Below are 16347 nucleotides of genomic sequence, written 5' to 3'. Positions count from 1 at the left end.
TTGCTCCTTACATATATTCGTTTGGTTCTCAGATTACTTATACACATGAAAAATAGTTTTAGAAATTTATTTTTTTCCGCACATTTCTGTTTCTGCTTTTTCCATGATCGTTTGTAATCCAGACAGCAGGGCATCTTGCTGATCAATTGGGATCTCTGCTAGCAATGTTTGGTTCCACGCGGCTAATATTGAACGAATTTCTGTCTCTATCGCTAGTGATTTGTCCGTTGGGAAAATTCGCAAACGCCGTGCGTCCTGTTGATCGCTTTGGCGAATGATGAAGCCCTTTTGCTCCAGTTGAGCTAATTGACGAGCGACATTGCTTTTATTAATGAAGATCCTGCAGGCCAATTCTTCTTGCGAGATCCCCGGATCGGCACAGACACCTAGGATATAAGCGTGGTGCATTTCCCCTAAACCTAATTTCTTAAATTCCTTTTCACGATATAAAGCGGACAGCCGTGCGATGCGATTGACCATCTTAACTAAAGAATCCATCTGATTTTTCCTCCTAGCGGGTCGACTTAATTCTTGATTAAACAAGCATATAACAGTATAAAAGAAAAATGTTGCGGACGCAACGTTTTTGAGCGAATCATTTTTAATGAGAAGGTTATACGGTGCTGGGACGTTTTTTTTATTGTTCCTCATGTGCAAAAATTAACATTCTTTACACAAGCATAACAATCTTTATTTTATCTTTGCATGAACTTGACGCGGTCTTTACACAGCATCGGTATACTTTTTATCAAAGGGTGTCAACTATTCGTTTAATTCTTATTTAAGCTGGAAGCAGTTTGATTCGAAGATGCCCGTTAGTTTGAAAATTTGGTCCTTATTACGAAAAGGAGAGATGCTTGTGTTAAAACTTGAAAATATCACGAAAAAATTTCAGGAGACGACAGTACTAGAAAACATCAATTTGGAGATTGAATCTGGTGAGATCGTTTCTATACTTGGACAGTCCGGCTCTGGCAAAACGACGCTGCTAAATTTGATTTTGGGGTTGGAGGAACCTAGCGGCGGTGAAATCCACTTTGATGGAAGGAACATCACACATACCTTGATGGAGGAGCGGCCATTCAATATTGTTTTTCAAGATTATGCGCTATTTCCCAATTTAACTGCCTACCAAAACCTGACGTATGGACTGCGCAATAAAAAAGAATGTTCGACCAAAGCAGAGGTGGACGAACTGATCCAATTATTGAATTTAGAGAAACATTTGGACAAACCAATCCATCAATTATCTGGCGGGCAAAAACAGCGGGTCGCACTTGGTCGGACCTTGGTAATGAAACCGCAGCTGCTTTTATTAGACGAACCGCTAAGTGCTTTGGATGGTGTAATCAAAGAATCGATCAAGGAAAAAATCCAAGAAATAGCTCGTAAACTTCATTTGACCATCGTGATCGTTACTCATGATCCGGAGGAAGCGTTGACGATGTCTGATAAAATCGTCGTTTTAGATGAAGGGAAAATCGCGCAATGCAGTTCGCCGATTGAGATCATGAGTCAAGCTTCGTGCCATTTCGTTGAGGAGTTTATCGTTAATCAATTAGCGATCAAGCAACAGAACATCCAACAAATTTTCCAACAATCAATGAAAAGAGCGGCATCATGAGAGTCGAATTTTCACTGAAAAAAATGATCAGCTGGATAGTATTGGCCTTTTTCTTTTTATTTTTGGCTTATCCGATCGTCCAGATTATCCTCACGGCATTTTCACAAACGGATGGCGGGAGTCTGCACATCTTCAATCAAAACTGGCGCATTTCGTTTGGCAATAGTCTGAAATATTCGCTGGCAGCAACGAGCTGTTCGACAATTCTAGGTTTTTTCTTGGCCTATGGAAACAACTTTACGCGAATCAACCGACGATTTTTGAAGGTGAATGAGAGCATTTTGCATTTTCCGATGCTGCTGCCAACGATTACGTATGGGTTTGTCCTAATTTATGCCTTTGGCAAGCAAGGCTTGTGGAGCAAGGTTTTTCAACAGGAACTGTTCCACATCTATGGTTCCATCGGTATTTTGCTGGGATTTATTATTTATACGCTGCCTCCGATTTTTATTTTGATTAATAACTCAATGAAATACTTGGATACGCAATTATTCATTGTTTCTCGTTTGATGGGAGATAGCTGGTATCGCTCCCTCTATAAAACGATCTTGAATCCATTGACGCGGGTTTTGGCAGTCGCTTTTCTTCAAGGCTTCTTCATGTCCTTCACTGATTTCGGAATTCCTAGTGCGGTGGGCGGACAAACGCCCTTTATCACTACTTTGCTATATGAAGGCTTTATGGGGACAATTCCGAATTTTCAGTTCGGGTCCTTAGTGGCGTTGACGATGCTCCTGCCGTCGATCATCAGTATCTTAGTCTTAAATCATCTGCAAAAGAAAGTGGTCCGTTATGAGCGGCCGCGGCAGGCGGTGATCAAAAAAAACGCGGTGAGAGATTGGTGCTTTCGTTTGCTATTTATCAGCCTATCCCTCTTTATTCTAGGGGTATTTGCCGTCTTGATCATTATTCCAATGGTGACCAACTGGCCTTATGAGCTGACCCCAACGTTCAATAATTTTGCCCGTTTCATCCAAGATGACAGCTTGATTCTAACGTTGAAAAACTCCTTGTTGATGGCGTTATTGACAGCTGGATTCGGGACGGTTATTGCTTACTTAGCAGCAATTTTGACTTCTAGAGAGCGCAAGGTGCATAAGCTCAATCAAGTCATCGACAGTATCGCGACGATCACAAATTCGATCCCGGGAATGGTTTTGGGGGTCGCGTATCTTTTACTATTTAGTGGTAGCCAGTTGCATAATATTTTACTGATTTTAGTGATCGTTACGATCGTTCATTATTTCTCGACCCCATATCAAATGGCTAAAGAAGCGCTGCAGAAAATGAATTTGAATTGGGAAAATACAGCCAAACTGATGGGGGACAGCTGGCTGAAAACAGTTTGGCGTATTTTGATCCCTAATTCGAGAGTAACGATCGTGGATATATTTTCTTATTACTTTTTCAATTCGATGGTTACGATCAGTGCTGTAATCTTCTTGACTAGTGCAAATACGATGGTAATTACCGCCAAGCTGAAGGAATTGCAGCATTTTGGTCGATTTAATGATATCTTCATGCTTTCGTTATTTCTATTAGTGATCAATCTGGTCATGAAGGGACTTACACAACTTATTAAAAGAATGCCCGTTCCACTTTTTCCAGCTAAAAAAGAAGAGAAGAAGCTGAGTGCGAAAGTAACCACTATTCATAGAAAGAAAGCATAGAGGAATGATACGGCTTGAGAAGCGAAGTCATTTTTTCAAAAAAATGACCACATTAATACAAAAAAGGAGAATGATCAATGAACAAAAAGAAACTAACCACTTTACTGGGAAGTCTGCTTTTCCTTCTATTATTAGGGGGCTGCAGCAAAAGCAACGCGGCCGATGAGAAAGTTACGATTTATACCAATGCCGATGAAGAACCGGTGGAAGTGATTAAGAATGTTTTGGATAAAAATGGTTATAAGGGGAAATATACACTGCAATCCTTTGGAACGTCTGAGTTAGGCGGTAAGCTTTTGGCGGAAGGAAAAGACATTGAAGCTGATTTAGTCACAATGAGCACCTTCTATTTAAATAGTGCGCAGAAAAAAGAAAAGATGTTTAAAAAGCTGGATCTGTCTGTAGATTCTTTGACGAAGATTCCCGACTACACGGCACCTTTTACGGTCCAAGAAGGAACGATTTTCTATAATACCGATGTGATGAAGGAAATGAAGCTGCCAGTTCCGACAAGTCTAAAAGATTTGGCAGATCCGAAATATAAGGATGCGTTGTCGATTTCCGATATCAAACAATCTTCGACAGCGTGGCTGTTATTCCAAGCGCTAGTCGATAACTATGGACAGGATGAAGCAAAAACGATTTTGCAGGGGATCTACAAAAATGCTGGTGATCATTTAGAAAGTTCTGGTTCAGGACCATTGAAAAAGGTTCGTTTAGGAGAAGTTGCGTTGGGGTTTGGTTTGCGACATCAGGCAGTCAAAGATAAACAGGACGGATTGCCGATCGATTTCGTCGAACCCTCAGAAGGCACCTATGCGTTGACAGAATCTTTAGCAGTGATTGATAAAGGTGAAAATACCAATTCAGAAGCGGAAAAAATGCTGAATCTGATTTTAGAAAAAGGTCGTAAAGATTTATTGAAGATCTATCCAAGTACCTTATATGAAGGGGAAACAGCAGATTCCGCGCATGTAGCGAAGGATCAAAAAGTGTTTCCAGATGAATTAACAGCGGAGCTATTAGAGAAACATCAAAAACTGGTTGATTAAGGAGTGCAGTATGGAATATAAATTATTAACACCGGGCCCCCTGACGACAACAAAGTCAGTTAAACAAGCAATGATGGTTGATCATTGTACTTGGGATCAAGAGTATAAAACAATCACTCAAGAAATTCGCCAAAAGTTATTGTCCTTAGCGGGAGTATCTGAAACGAATTATACGACGATTTTGATGCAAGGCAGCGGATCATTCGGTGTGGAGTCTGTCTTGAGTTCGATGATCGGGCCGGAGGATCATGTATTAATTTGTGCGAATGGCGCATATGGCCGTCGAATTGTTAGTATGAGTGAACGTTACAATCTGACATATACAGTCTATGAAGTTGCTGAGGATGAGATTCCGCAGGCAGCAGACATTATGGAGATCCTCGGAAGTGATCCGACTATTACGGCGATTGCAATGGTTCACAGCGAAACAACTTCCGGTATCTTAAATGAACTGGATGAGATAGCAAAACTCGCCAAAGATAATGGACTGCTGTTCATTGTCGATGCGATGTCTAGTTTCGGCGGGATTCCGATTGATGTTTCTGCTTTGTCGATTGATTTCTTGATTTCAAGCTCGAATAAATGTATTCAAGGTGTTCCCGGCTTCTCATTTACTCTGGCAAAGCGAGATCAGCTGGAAAAGCGGCAAGCATTTGCTCGAACCGTTTCATTGGATCTGTATGATCAGTATGAAACGATGGAAAAAGATGGGAAGTGGCGCTTTACTTCACCGACCCATACAGTTCTGGCTTTTCACCAAGCTTTGAAGGAGTTAGAGCTTGAAGGAGGAATTTATCAGCGCTACATGCGGTATTTGACTAATAACCGGTTGCTGCGGCAGAAGATGGAGGAACTAGGCTATCGACCATTTATCAAGCAGCATCAAGGACCATTTATCACTTCCTTCCTTTATCCAAAACAGGGAGCGTTTAATTTCGATAACTTTTATCACCATTTAAAGCAAAATGGTTTTGTGATCTATCCGGGAAAAATTAGTACAGTCGATTGTTTTCGAATTGGGAATATCGGTGATATCTATCCAGAAGATATCGATCGCTTAGTACAAGTTATTGAAAATTATACGGAGGTGGCCTATGTCAGTTAATACAATCATTTTAGACTGGGCGGGAACGACCGTTGATTTCGGCTGTATGGCTCCAGTCGAGGCATTTAAAAAAGCTTTTGAAAATAGAGATATCGAACTCACGTATGAAGAAATTCGAAAACCGATGGGGATGCTTAAAATAGATCATATCAAGCAGCTGCTGTCGCTTGATAACGTTAAAAAGCAATGGTTTGAGCTTTATGGAAAACCATCTGATGAAGCGGATGTTCGGACCATTTATCACGATTTTGAGAAGTATTTGTTTGCGGATCTTACAGAAAATAGCCGCCTCAAGCCAGAGACCAAACAAGCGGTGAAAAAAATCAAGCAACTAGGCTATAATATCGGTTCAACTACCGGTTATACCAATGACATGATGAAGGTTGTTTTTAAAACAGCTAAAGCAGAAGGGTATCATCCAGATTACGTTGTTACACCGGATGATGTGGATTCTTTAGGTCGTCCATATCCCTATATGATTTTTGAAAATATGCGCTATTTTCAAAATCATTCGATGGACGAAGTGATTAAAGTTGGAGATACGGTCTCGGATATCCAAGAGGGCAAAAACGCGGGTGTCTTGAGTATCGCTATTACTGAAGGTAGTTCAGAGATGGGCTTGTCTTTAGGAGAATACAAGAATCTTTCGAAGGAAGAAATGGACCGTTTAAATCAACAAACGGCTGAACATTTTTACCAGCATGGAGCAGATCTGTGTGTGAAGAATTTATTAGAACTAGCCGAGATCTTACAGGAGCATTCAACGCTTCAAAAGCTTAGTCGAAATAAGCCGGGAGCCAAGAGTATTTAATGATAAACATCGACTTTTATAGTCGATGTTTATTTGTTTTTTAAGTGGAATATAACGACCGATTGAATAATTCAAAAACTGAATAAAAAAACAAAAAAAAGAATTTTTGTTCAATTGCCATTTTTACACTTGATAATTTCACCTAGTATTAAGCTATTACAAACTTGGTAGCGGATACAAATGCCGTGCAATCTTATTTTTATCCAAAAATTAAATTTTATATTTTAAAAATGGCTGAGACTTTCTTCAATAATGCGGGTAGAATAATATGTGTAACCAATGATCTGTGCAATGAAGGTGTTTTATAGGTTTTATGATGTCGTTAAAAGGGTATAAATTAGAGAATTTTTATAGCGGACGATCGGCTATCATAAACGTCCATAAAAAAACAAAAAAATACATAATAAATCCGGTCATTGTAATTTTATTACTGACAGCATGCTGAAGGTTGATGGGTACTCAGCCAGTGAATCATGTTGATTAGCGTCTCTCCTTATCAGGAGAAGCCAAAATGCCGCGAATCAGTGAAATATTGTGACTTATCAGATGCTAATTAAAGTCTTAGCGATGAGCGGCGGAGGAATGATCAGTATTCATTGGAAAGTTTAAGGATGGATGCATCATTATCGAAGATTGAATCAAGGATGCGGATTGTTTTCAGCATCCTTGATTTTTTTTCAAATCATTGGTTGCCCCTAGTATTTTCATTAAAATACGTAATTTGAATCAGGATAGAAAGAAGGGGAAGAGTTCATGAAAAAGATTGTTATGGCAATTTGCGGGGTAGTCGTATTTTGTTGGGGAGTTGCCAGTCTGCGCAGCGGAGCACTAAAAGCAGATAATTTGCTGCAAGAATCTGCTGTCGTGGAAACGACAGTTCCAGAAAGTTCTACAGTTGTAGAGCCGACAGTTCCAGAATCTGTTGCACCAGCACCAGCGGAGCCTGTACCGACACCAGAACAGGCGGTACCAGCAGAATCTGCTGCGACGGAAGCACCGGCAGAGCAAGCGCCCGAAGAGAGTACGCCGCAAGCCGAGCCTGCCTCGGAACCAGCGACAGAAACCAGTACAGTTGAACCGTCAGAAAGTGAAAGCACGACCAGTGAAAGTTCAACTAGCGGAGGAACATCAAGTGAAAGCTCGACTAGCGGGACTTCCACGAGTCAAACCTCCAGCACGACCAGCTCTAGTACTTCTACAAGCGGAACTTCGACTTCTAGCAGTACATCAACCACAGGCAGTACGACTAGTTCAAGTACTGGTGGATCAACCGGAACGACAACGACTAGTTCGTCAACAGTGTCGTCTGCCAGTCAAGAGCCGACGCAGCCGAGTACACCGCCAGGATCGATTCAAAATCCAGTACCCAATACACCAACACCGGCAGCACCAAGCGAACCTGCTGTTCAAACCAGCACGTCAGTCATTCAAGAGACACCGGACGCTTTCTCAGCTACGAGTACTTTACAGTTGCCGAGTGATTTAAAGACAGCGGAAGTTGCTCAATCAGATTTGAAAGGCTACGAGTTGCCGCTGCTTTCTAGTTTTGAAAATAAAGCCCATGCCGCATTGATTTATGATGGAATCAAGAAACTAGGTATCGAACAGGAGCGGGAGTTCGATGTAGAACAATTGGCAGCCAAACTCTATAGCGATCTTTTCGCGATCGAAATCACTGGAACTCCTGAAAAACAAACAGAAGAAATCAGTGTCGGCAGTTTACTCTATCAAAAGAAAAAGGATCAGCTTGAAGTGATAGGTGTTTACATCGGAAAAGACTATTACTTAACGGTTGAAGATGTAGAAGCAGAAGCTTCCGAGGAAGCAACAGCTGCTGAGACCGCTGAGGATACAGAGTCTGACACGAATAACACGGAAGAAAATACCGAAGAGTCAGATGAAAAAGAAAAACAACGACAGGTCGTTCTTCAACCGCTGGATATCGATGAAGAGCTGCTGGTTCAGGCCTTGCCAAATGTTACATTGACGGAATACGGCGAAACGATCCTGAAAGAATACCCTGCTTCAATCAATTTTACTGAGAATGAATCGTCGAAGAAGTTTATTTCGACGATTGCAGAAGACGCACGCAAGCTGGGTCAAGAATACGATGTCTTTGCCTCTGTGATGATCGCTCAAGCATTATTAGAAAGTGGTTCTGGCAGCAGCAGCTTATCATTGCCGCCAAACTATAATCTTTTCGGAGTGAAAGGAACGTATCCAGGACAAGCCGTTTCGATGGCGACTCAAGAAGATCGAGGCAATGGCGAGCTTTATTCCATTAATTCCGCTTTTCGCAAGTATCCGAATTATACCGCTTCATTGGGGGACTATGTTCAATTATTACGTGGCGGGATATCCGGCAATGACAGCTATTATCAGAAAACTTGGCGTTCTACCGCGAAGAATTACTTGCGGTCGACTCATGCTTTGACAGGAACTTATGCGACAGATACTTCTTATGATAAAAAGCTGAACTCAATCATTGCTGTCTATAACTTGACACAATACGATCGTGTAAAGGTCGATCAGTCGTCGGGTGTCTTCATTAAAGTCAAAGATGAGATTCCAGAAGAATATCGTTCTATGATGCGCTACCCGGATTACAACGGGGTCAACTACAATACTTCAGGTTCGTATCCAGTCGGACAATGTACTTGGTACGCCTTTAATCGCGTGAAACAACTAGGAAAGAGCGTCGATGACTTTATGGGCAACGGCGGTGAATGGGGCACAAAAGGTAAAGCGCTGGGGTACGAAGTCAGTCGTGAACCGAAAGTCGGCTGGTTGATCTCCTTTACGCCAGGCACAGCGGGCTCAGATCCGCGCTACGGTCATGTGGCCTTTGTCGAAGTGGTTCGGCCAGAGGGAATTTTGATTTCAGAAGGAAACGTGTACGGAGGTACGGTGATTTCTTATCGAGTTATTGATGCGAACTTAGCAAAATCTGATCTAGTTACTTACATTAAAGCAAAATAAAGGGGTGCCATCACTCATGGCAAATAAGCGACACGTACACACAGAGGATCCGCCGAATGACAGGAGGACTTTACTATTAACCGTTGTACTTCTCATCATTCTATCTGTAACGATGTTATTTGTTCTGAGAGGCCAGCTACAAAAGCACTACAGCGTTCATACGATTTCTGGTACTTCGATGGTTCCTGCTCTGACTGAAAGGGATCAGGTTTTAGTGAAAAAAAAGGTTCAAATTCAGCGCTACGATATTATTGCTTTCTCAGTTGATAAGGAAGAGGGGATGTTTGTCAAACGTGTGATCGGGTTGCCGGGGGACAGTATGTTTGTCCGAAATGATCGAATGGTTTTGAATATTGGGGAACAGGGTGATTTTGAGACAACGAATACATTTCATCTATCACCGACTGTGGCAGATGAATTTCAAACATTAAACAAAATTCCAGAAGATGTCTATTTTGTGATCGGTGATCATGTAGAAGTTTCTAAAGACAGCCGAACGTTTGGTTTTGTTCATCGGGAGTCAATCGAAGGGTCTGTCCAATTTCGTTTTCCAGCGATCCATCTCGCTAAAATGGGAAACTAAAAGAAAAGGGGAAAACAGGTGATAATCATTAACTGGATTTGCGTAGGGCTCATTATTGTAGTGCTCCTAGTGTGGTTATATCGGATGGTTATCAATGTTCGATTGCAACTGATCAAGCCGCCAAGAGACGCATCGGCTACTTTTCAGCGAAAGTTGGATTATGTTAAGCAAATTCAACAAGCGAAGCATACATCGGCACTGCTATTCATCAGTTTTTGTTTAGCAATAGGATTGCTGTTGACCACATACAGCCTATTTCAGGTACAAGATCAGCTATATGCAGTCAATGAGCAGAACAATACGCTGAGAGATGATGTCCAAGTGATGAAAAAGGAACAGAAGAAACTAGTCAATAAGCTGCCGGTCAAAGAGTATCCAAAGGAAGGGATCGGCTTGCAGGATTATGCGTGGGATGAATTGTTCTCCGACGACAGTCGAGAAAAGCAATATGCGATGGAGAGTGATCTTTCCAACAAACTCAGCCCTTACTTTGGTTTGCCGACGACACTGATCGTTTTAGATATACCGACGCAAACGTTGAATATTGCTTTAGCAGGAGATTTGACTAGCGACGACAATCGCCAACAGATTAAGGATAATATCAAAACCTTTGCGGAGGAAGCCGAGGGGGTAGCCAACCTGACACAGATTACCTTCCAGCTGAACGTAAGGGATGGAGAGCAGCAGAAACAAGAGTATAGTTGTACTTTCTCTCGTGAGAATGGAGAAGATAAATTTGTAATGATTCAAGAAGAAGACTAATGGAAAGAAGGGAAAACAATGGTAGCACAACAAAAGAAGAGCGGATGGTTTTTCAATAAGAACATTATCGATGAGATCAATTCCGTTCCAGAAGAGAAAGTGGAAAATGAAGCACAGGTATCAGCACCAAAACAGCCAACAACTCCAGCTCCGGCGCCAACACAGGCGCAGCAAAAACCTGCTCCAGCGCTAAAAATGGTTTCTGACAACACAGTTATAGAGTCGCCAGAAAAACAAGCAGAAGAAATCAAAGAATTAAAACGACTGATTTTTGAAAAAGAACAGATTTTGCAGAAATATAAGAAGGAAATGTCGGCTCAAACCCAACAATTGACCAAAGAAAACGAAAACTATCGCCAATCTGTTTTACGAATGGGCGAGGAAAAAGCTCAAAATCGTCGTCAGATCCAAGATTTGGAAGCTGAGGTTCAACGGGCAAGGCAAGAGGTTCAACGGCTAAAAGAAACACAAGAGCTGGATAACTTGAAGCAGCAATTGGAACAAGTTCAGAAAGAAAACGAGAAGCTGAAGGATTCAGTGACGCACTTAGCGACAGTAGAACAAGAGTTGGAAGAAATTCATGCGGAACATCAAGCGTTGGTTGCTCAACAAAAGGATGAAGAAATCCAACGTCTTGAAAAGATCCATCAATTAGAAGGGCAGATCAACGAGCTGATCGTGGAGATCAATGACAAGGATGAACAATATTCTCAACTAGACAAAGTGATCGTTGAGAAAGATCAAGCGATGGATCGAATGATCGAAGAACAGGCGGCGAAAGAAGTTCAAGCAAAAGAAACCGCTGAATTACGAGAAAAGGTTGCGACACTTAGAGCAGAAAACGAACAGTTGAAACTAGAAGTGACATCTACCCAGCAAGAGATTGGAGAAGTCTTGATCTCTGCGCGGAAACAGGCCAACCGCATGGTAGAAAAATCTAAGATGGACGCACACCGAATCATTGAAGAAGCGAAGAGAGAATTGGCGCTGATCAACGAACAAGCGAAAGAAATTTCGGATGAAGTGATCGAGTCTCGTCAATCCGTCTTGTCATTATATGAAGAGATGCAAACCCGAGTAGATATCCTTGCGCAAGGAAAAATGCAGGAAAATGTCATCAATTCTGAAGACTAATAGTTGTTTTGATCAAGGTATCAGTATACATATGCTGGTACCTTTTTTTAGAGTCAAACGTAGTGACAGAATCAATTGGCAAGCAGTTTGTTTTTATCATTTGAAAACGCTATACTTTATGTGATTGGGATAAAAAATATCCTTGGTACAAATTTCGTAATAGAGGAGCGGATGAGATGAAACTAGCGATTATCTTGGAAACAAAAGAACCTGAAAAGGCATGGAATGCTTTTCGTTTTGGCGTAGCGGCATTAAAAAAGGAACACGAAGTCAAATTTTTCTTGATGGGGGAAGCCGTAGAAGTTGAAAGCATCGATGACAAGCAGTACGATGTACCGACTGAAATGAAAAAGCTGGAAGAACAAGGCGGAGAATTATTGGCCTGCGGAACTTGTTTGAAATCGAGACAGCTAGAAGATCAGACTTCCTGTCCAATCTCTACGATGTTTGATTGCGTCGAAATGGTGGAATGGGCAGATAAAATCGTAACGTTCTAAAAAGGTAAAAAAACCTGACTTGGCGATCAAGTCAGGTTTTTTTTAACGATTCAATTGATTTAAACTTGCAGCCATTTTTTTATTATCATATTTGGAATAGAAATAAAAGGCGATGATGTGCAGTATCAAGGTCAACACCAATACGCCAATAGCAAATGGGCGAATAAGCGCAAACATCTGAGTTGAATAAAGATAAATCCCTGCGTAACCACATAGCGTATTCACTAGTGTGCAGATAATAATGTTAGTAGAAGCTTTCAGGGTAGAGTGATTCCACAAATAAGGATAGATTACGCCAAAAACCAATCCCATCAAGACACCGATACCGATCAGATGCCAAATGTAACTAAATGGAACTCGTGAAAAGAAATCAGTTATCGAGCACAGGAATGTGATCCAAATCAGTGATCCGAAAGCAGCTTGAAAAAAATTATTTTTTAATTGTTTGAACATGAGAGTCTCTCCTTAATATTTTTGGCATAATGGCGGCTGACAACATAAGCAGCTTTTGTTTTGGTGTGAACTTCTAAACGAGCGTGTTCTCCTAATTGGAAAGAGTCGACAATGTTTAGATTTAAGACTTGCGAGTTATTGATTCGGTAAAAATTTTCATTTTCTAGATTAATCAGTTCTTTGAGTCGTTTTTGTAAAATATATGTTTGCTGGTTCAATAAATTCACTTTGACTAAATGGCCCATTGTTTCGAAAAATTCGATTTGATTTAGCGGCAATTTGATGGAGCGATTGTTTTTTGGATCGACCGCTAAAATTTCTTGTTCTTGATTCAAATTTTTTTGAAGGTGCAGCAGCTTTGTTTCATTCTCAGGATTCGCGAAAATATCTATTTCATTTAATGCTTTTTCTTTCACCCAGGTAAAGTTAATGTTCATTTGTTTCCTCCTTTGTGACTTAAGCATAACAAGTATCCGCAACAGAAAGAATCTTTTTTTCGTTTGTTGCAGGAAAAGATGCTTTTGTTGCAAAATTCTCTTCTAAACCAATCGTAATCAACAAAGCTAAGGGGTAAGCGTTTTTATTGCATCGGGCAATTGATGGGCATATATTTAGCATGTAGTAAGTGAATCCCAAATTTTTCTTGTTAAAGAACGTTTAACGATAGATAAAGATTAAAAGAAAGAAGGGAGCTAGACATGCTGAAGCTAGTTGAGAGAGCGGCGATGACTGTTCATGGCTGGATTACGACATTGCAGCCTGTAAATTCGGCAGATAGTTTGGCGGAGATGAGCAAACAAAAGATGCGGGCTAAAGAAGAGTATGCTTCAAAGGTCGAGGGAAATCTGTTGGCGGTGAATGCAGTGATCGCTGGCGACCAATGTTACTTGATTGGAAACACTGATACCGCAGAGACGCGTCCATCAGAGTTCGAATTGCCGGCAGGAATTTACGCATGTTTTGAATTAAGCTATATGGATCAAACTGAACTAGATCAATTGATCGGTCAAAGTTATGGTGAATTGATGCAAGATGAACACTATCAAATTGCGGGTAATTTTAATTTAGAAGAATACGGGGATGTTGGGAAACTGTCATTTTATGTGCCAGTTAAGAAAAAGGCAGAATAGAGAATAAGGGATTCATTTGAAGGAAGAGGCTGCTAAGCTTGGATAATTTAGCAGCTTTTTTTGTCAGAAAAAATAAAACAAGCAATATTGATTGACGATATAGTAAACGCTATCATTAAAAGGTATACTAGTGAGGGAATTCACTTAGTTGGAATGAATGAGGAGGTGAGAATGTGTTTATGCAGCGTTACTGAGCGTGAGGATCGCTAAATCTTAGAGTTTCTAGGAAAGCTAACAGAATAAACAGACCTTCTCACCTCATTTTTTTCGATAATTAGTGGGTTTATTTGCGATTGAAAAATGAGTAGACATACGAAATGGTATGCCTCTTTTTGTCGTGCACAAAAAAGTGCGGTTTGTTTAATAACGTTTGTATTAATAAGCATTCTAATCGAATGAATCCAAGAGAGCTATGAAATTTGAAAACAAGTTGGAGGATGAAAATGAGTAAGATTGATTTGGAGCAAGTTGGATTTGGAACTTTGGCGATTCATGCCGGGCAAGAACCGGATCCCGTGTATGGTGCATTAGCAACACCGATTTATCAAACATCGACATTTTGTTTTGATTCCGTTGAGAAGGGGACACAAATTTTTGACGGGGAAATACCAGGATATGCTTATTCTCGCGGTGGAAATCCGACGACCGCAGCTTTAGAAAATAAGCTGGCGGCTTTAGAAGGCGGCGAAGCTTGTATTGCGACGTCTTCTGGTATGGGAGCGATCGGATCTGTTTTTGTCGGCTTGTTGCAAGCGGGCGACCATGTTATCAGCGGCGAATGTATCTACGGCTGTACATCACTCGTATTGAAGAATACATTAGCGAAGTTTGGTGTGACGACTACTTTTTTGAATACGAGTGATCTCGCTGCGGTGGAGGCGGCGATCCAAGAGAATACTAAAATGATTTACTTTGAAACACCTACAAATCCAACCTTGGAGTTAACGGATATTGCAGCGATAACTGCTTTGGCGCATCAGCGTGATATCAGGGTTGTGGTCGATAATACATTTGCGCCGCCGCCGATCCAATATCCGTTGCAGTTGGGGGCTGATATCGTAGTCCATAGCGGAACAAAATATATTAATGGACACGGAGATGTGATTTCCGGTTTTGTAATTGGAAAAGAAGAGGATATCACACCGATTCGTAAAGATGCAGCAACGAAACTATGCGGCTCTACACCGAGTCCATTCAACTCATTTTTGGTTCTACGTGGTTTGCAGACCTTGGAATTGCGGATGGCCCGTCACTGTGAAAATGGCTTGGCAGTCGCTGAATATCTTGAAAAGATGCCTTTTGTCGAAAAAGTTTATTTTCCTGGATTAGAAAGTCATCCTCAGTATGAACTGGCTAAGGCACAGATGAACCAACAATTTAGCGGAATTATGGCGTTTGAATTGAAGGAAGGTATCAACGGTATGGATAGTTTTACCGCTTGTAAAAAGGTTGTGAATCAATTAAAAGTGGCTTCGATCGCGGTCAGTCTTGGCGATCCAGAAACCTTGGTGCAGCATCCAGCCAGTATGACTCACGGCAATATGCCAAAAGAAGACCGGGAGGCGGCGGGAATCAAAGATAATTTGATTCGTTTGTCTTGCGGCCTAGAGAATAAGGAAGATATCATTGCTGATTTCGAACAGGCTTTTACCATCCTAAAATCATAGTTGTTTTGGAGAAGACAGCCGTTTGCCATAGGTGAGAGGGAAACGGGTAAAAAAGATCCTTTACCTGAGAAAGGAGACGCATGGAACAGATAAGAGTTGCCGACGTATCGTTTGCTTATAAAGAAGCACCGGATCGATTGATTTTGAAAGACATCAATTTGGAGATTCAATCAGGCGAGTTCGTTTGTTTATTAGGGCAATCGGGTTGTGGCAAGAGTACCTTTTTAAGGTTATTAGCAGGATTAGAGATGCCGACTTCGGGAACTCTGACCATTGACTCTGCACCGATCAAAGGTGCGAGTTTGGAACGAGGCGTGGTTTTTCAAGACTATGGTTTGTTTCCTTGGATGAGTGCAGGTGAGAATGTCCTGCTGGCATTAAAGCAAAAATATCCGCAAAAAGATAAAAAAGAATTGAAGTTGATCATTTTAGATATGTTTGAAAAGGTCGGTTTGGCACCATCAGTCTATAAAAAATTGCCGAAAGAACTTTCGGGCGGGATGAAGCAGCGTTGCGCGATCGCGCGTTCATTGAGTGTTGATTCACCGATTTTATTGATGGACGAACCCTTTGGTGCTCTTGACGCAGTGACTAGAGCACGTTTGCAGGATTTGATTCTTGATTTGTGGTCAAAGGAAGAGACGAGAAAAACTGTTTTTTTTGTGACTCATGATGTGGATGAGGCACTCCTTTTAGCGAATCGAATCGTCGTTTTGGGCCAATCGCCCAGCAATATCATTTACGAATGTCGAATCCCAGAAGAAAAACGAGCGACTCGGGATACCCAGTTTGAAAATTTGGAAGTTTTAAAATTGCGCAACACATTGATTAAAAACATCAATCGTGATGTTGAAAAACATATTGAATAAGGACATTAGGA

Annotated in this window: 16 protein-coding genes; 13 read left to right on the top strand and 3 right to left on the bottom strand. The window is 41.2% G+C overall.

Features of this window, described 5'->3' with window-relative positions:
* Nucleotides 1–66 precede the first annotated feature (66 nt).
* Entirely contained in the window at nt 67–498 is a 432-nt protein-coding gene (locus IGI38_RS22985) for a MarR family winged helix-turn-helix transcriptional regulator (protein ID WP_438734265.1), read from the bottom strand.
* Between the two features lie 361 nt (nt 499–859).
* Here IGI38_RS22985 and IGI38_RS22980 point away from each other — a divergent pair, with 361 nt between their 5' ends.
* The 10 genes from IGI38_RS22980 (at nt 860) to IGI38_RS22935 (ending at nt 12217) form a co-directional block, all read left to right on the top strand.
* Complete coding sequence (locus IGI38_RS22980; RefSeq protein ID WP_438734264.1) at nt 860–1624, top strand: ABC transporter ATP-binding protein; 765 nt, start codon at nt 860–862, stop codon at nt 1622–1624.
* Nucleotides 1621–3294, top strand: coding sequence for an ABC transporter permease subunit (locus tag IGI38_RS22975; RefSeq protein WP_438734262.1), 1674 nt, complete (start codon nt 1621–1623; stop codon nt 3292–3294). The genes IGI38_RS22980 and IGI38_RS22975 overlap by 4 nt, the downstream gene beginning before the upstream one ends.
* A gap of 77 nt (nt 3295–3371) precedes the next feature.
* Nucleotides 3372–4346 carry an extracellular solute-binding protein gene (locus IGI38_RS22970; protein WP_438734260.1) on the top strand — a complete coding sequence of 325 codons (975 nt, stop codon included), beginning with the start codon at nt 3372–3374 and terminating at the stop codon, nt 4344–4346.
* 10 nt (nt 4347–4356) lie between these two features.
* Entirely contained in the window at nt 4357–5451 is a 1095-nt protein-coding gene (gene phnW / locus IGI38_RS22965) for a 2-aminoethylphosphonate--pyruvate transaminase (protein WP_438734258.1), read from the top strand.
* Nucleotides 5441–6262 (top strand): phosphonoacetaldehyde hydrolase, encoded by an 822-nt coding sequence (phnX, locus tag IGI38_RS22960; RefSeq protein WP_438734256.1) that lies wholly within the window; start codon nt 5441–5443, stop codon nt 6260–6262. Before phnW ends, phnX begins: the two co-directional genes overlap by 11 nt.
* A gap of 753 nt (nt 6263–7015) precedes the next feature.
* Nucleotides 7016–9241, top strand: a complete 2226-nt coding sequence (locus IGI38_RS22955) for a glucosaminidase domain-containing protein (RefSeq protein ID WP_438734254.1) — start codon at nt 7016–7018, stop codon at nt 9239–9241.
* A gap of 16 nt (nt 9242–9257) precedes the next feature.
* On the top strand, nt 9258–9824 hold the full coding sequence (lepB, locus tag IGI38_RS22950; RefSeq protein WP_438734252.1) for a signal peptidase I: 567 nt from the start codon (nt 9258–9260) through the stop codon (nt 9822–9824).
* Nucleotides 9825–9842: 18 nt separating this feature from the next.
* Nucleotides 9843–10586, top strand: coding sequence for a hypothetical protein (locus IGI38_RS22945; protein WP_438734251.1), 744 nt, complete (start codon nt 9843–9845; stop codon nt 10584–10586).
* Between the two features lie 18 nt (nt 10587–10604).
* Entirely contained in the window at nt 10605–11720 is a 1116-nt protein-coding gene (locus IGI38_RS22940) for a hypothetical protein (RefSeq protein ID WP_438734250.1), read from the top strand.
* A gap of 176 nt (nt 11721–11896) precedes the next feature.
* The gene (locus IGI38_RS22935; RefSeq protein WP_438734249.1) at nt 11897–12217 is read left to right on the top strand and encodes a DsrE/DsrF/TusD sulfur relay family protein; all 321 of its coding nucleotides are present in this window, start codon (nt 11897–11899) and stop codon (nt 12215–12217) included.
* 42 nt (nt 12218–12259) lie between these two features.
* Here IGI38_RS22935 and IGI38_RS22930 read toward each other — a convergent pair whose 3' ends face one another.
* Nucleotides 12260–12670 (bottom strand): hypothetical protein, encoded by a 411-nt coding sequence (locus IGI38_RS22930; RefSeq protein ID WP_438734248.1) that lies wholly within the window; start codon nt 12668–12670, stop codon nt 12260–12262.
* Nucleotides 12655–13107, bottom strand: a complete 453-nt coding sequence (locus tag IGI38_RS22925; RefSeq protein WP_438734247.1) for a LytTR family DNA-binding domain-containing protein — start codon at nt 13105–13107, stop codon at nt 12655–12657. The genes IGI38_RS22930 and IGI38_RS22925 overlap by 16 nt, the downstream gene beginning before the upstream one ends.
* A 261-nt stretch (nt 13108–13368) precedes the next feature.
* On the opposite strand from IGI38_RS22925, the gene IGI38_RS22920 reads away from it, so the two are divergent.
* The 3 genes from IGI38_RS22920 (at nt 13369) to IGI38_RS22910 (ending at nt 16336) form a co-directional block, all read left to right on the top strand.
* Nucleotides 13369–13800, top strand: a complete 432-nt coding sequence (locus IGI38_RS22920; RefSeq protein WP_438734246.1) for an effector binding domain-containing protein — start codon at nt 13369–13371, stop codon at nt 13798–13800.
* Between the two features lie 443 nt (nt 13801–14243).
* Complete coding sequence (locus IGI38_RS22915) at nt 14244–15467, top strand: trans-sulfuration enzyme family protein (RefSeq protein WP_438734245.1); 1224 nt, start codon at nt 14244–14246, stop codon at nt 15465–15467.
* Between the two features lie 80 nt (nt 15468–15547).
* Nucleotides 15548–16336: an ABC transporter ATP-binding protein gene (locus IGI38_RS22910; protein ID WP_438734244.1), complete on the top strand. Its 789-nt coding sequence runs from the start codon at nt 15548–15550 to the stop codon at nt 16334–16336.
* Nucleotides 16337–16347 lie beyond the last annotated feature (11 nt).

It is taken from the genome of Enterococcus sp. AZ128, assembly GCF_051714485.1.
Lineage (GTDB): Bacteria > Bacillota > Bacilli > Lactobacillales > Enterococcaceae > Enterococcus_A.
Note: the sequence above shows the minus strand (reverse complement) of the source record. Positions and strands in the feature narration are given on the sequence as shown.

Bases quoted from the DNA above. Each gene is read 5' to 3' on its own strand.
- IGI38_RS22930 (WP_438734248.1), bottom strand. From the start codon at position 12,670: ATGTTCAAACAATTAAAAAATAATTTTTTTCAAGCTGCTTTCGGATCA.
- IGI38_RS22920 (WP_438734246.1), top strand. From the start codon at position 13,369: ATGCTGAAGCTAGTTGAGAGAGCGGCGATGACTGTTCATGGCTGGATT.
- phnW (WP_438734258.1), top strand. From the start codon at position 4,357: ATGGAATATAAATTATTAACACCGGGCCCCCTGACGACAACAAAGTCA.
- IGI38_RS22955 (WP_438734254.1), top strand. From the start codon at position 7,016: ATGAAAAAGATTGTTATGGCAATTTGCGGGGTAGTCGTATTTTGTTGG.
- lepB (WP_438734252.1), top strand. From the start codon at position 9,258: ATGGCAAATAAGCGACACGTACACACAGAGGATCCGCCGAATGACAGG.
- IGI38_RS22925 (WP_438734247.1), bottom strand. From the start codon at position 13,107: ATGAACATTAACTTTACCTGGGTGAAAGAAAAAGCATTAAATGAAATA.
- IGI38_RS22910 (WP_438734244.1), top strand. From the start codon at position 15,548: ATGGAACAGATAAGAGTTGCCGACGTATCGTTTGCTTATAAAGAAGCA.
- IGI38_RS22940 (WP_438734250.1), top strand. From the start codon at position 10,605: ATGGTAGCACAACAAAAGAAGAGCGGATGGTTTTTCAATAAGAACATT.
- IGI38_RS22970 (WP_438734260.1), top strand. From the start codon at position 3,372: ATGAACAAAAAGAAACTAACCACTTTACTGGGAAGTCTGCTTTTCCTT.
- IGI38_RS22935 (WP_438734249.1), top strand. From the start codon at position 11,897: ATGAAACTAGCGATTATCTTGGAAACAAAAGAACCTGAAAAGGCATGG.
- IGI38_RS22975 (WP_438734262.1), top strand. From the start codon at position 1,621: ATGAGAGTCGAATTTTCACTGAAAAAAATGATCAGCTGGATAGTATTG.
- IGI38_RS22915 (WP_438734245.1), top strand. From the start codon at position 14,244: ATGAGTAAGATTGATTTGGAGCAAGTTGGATTTGGAACTTTGGCGATT.
- phnX (WP_438734256.1), top strand. From the start codon at position 5,441: ATGTCAGTTAATACAATCATTTTAGACTGGGCGGGAACGACCGTTGAT.
- IGI38_RS22985 (WP_438734265.1), bottom strand. From the start codon at position 498: ATGGATTCTTTAGTTAAGATGGTCAATCGCATCGCACGGCTGTCCGCT.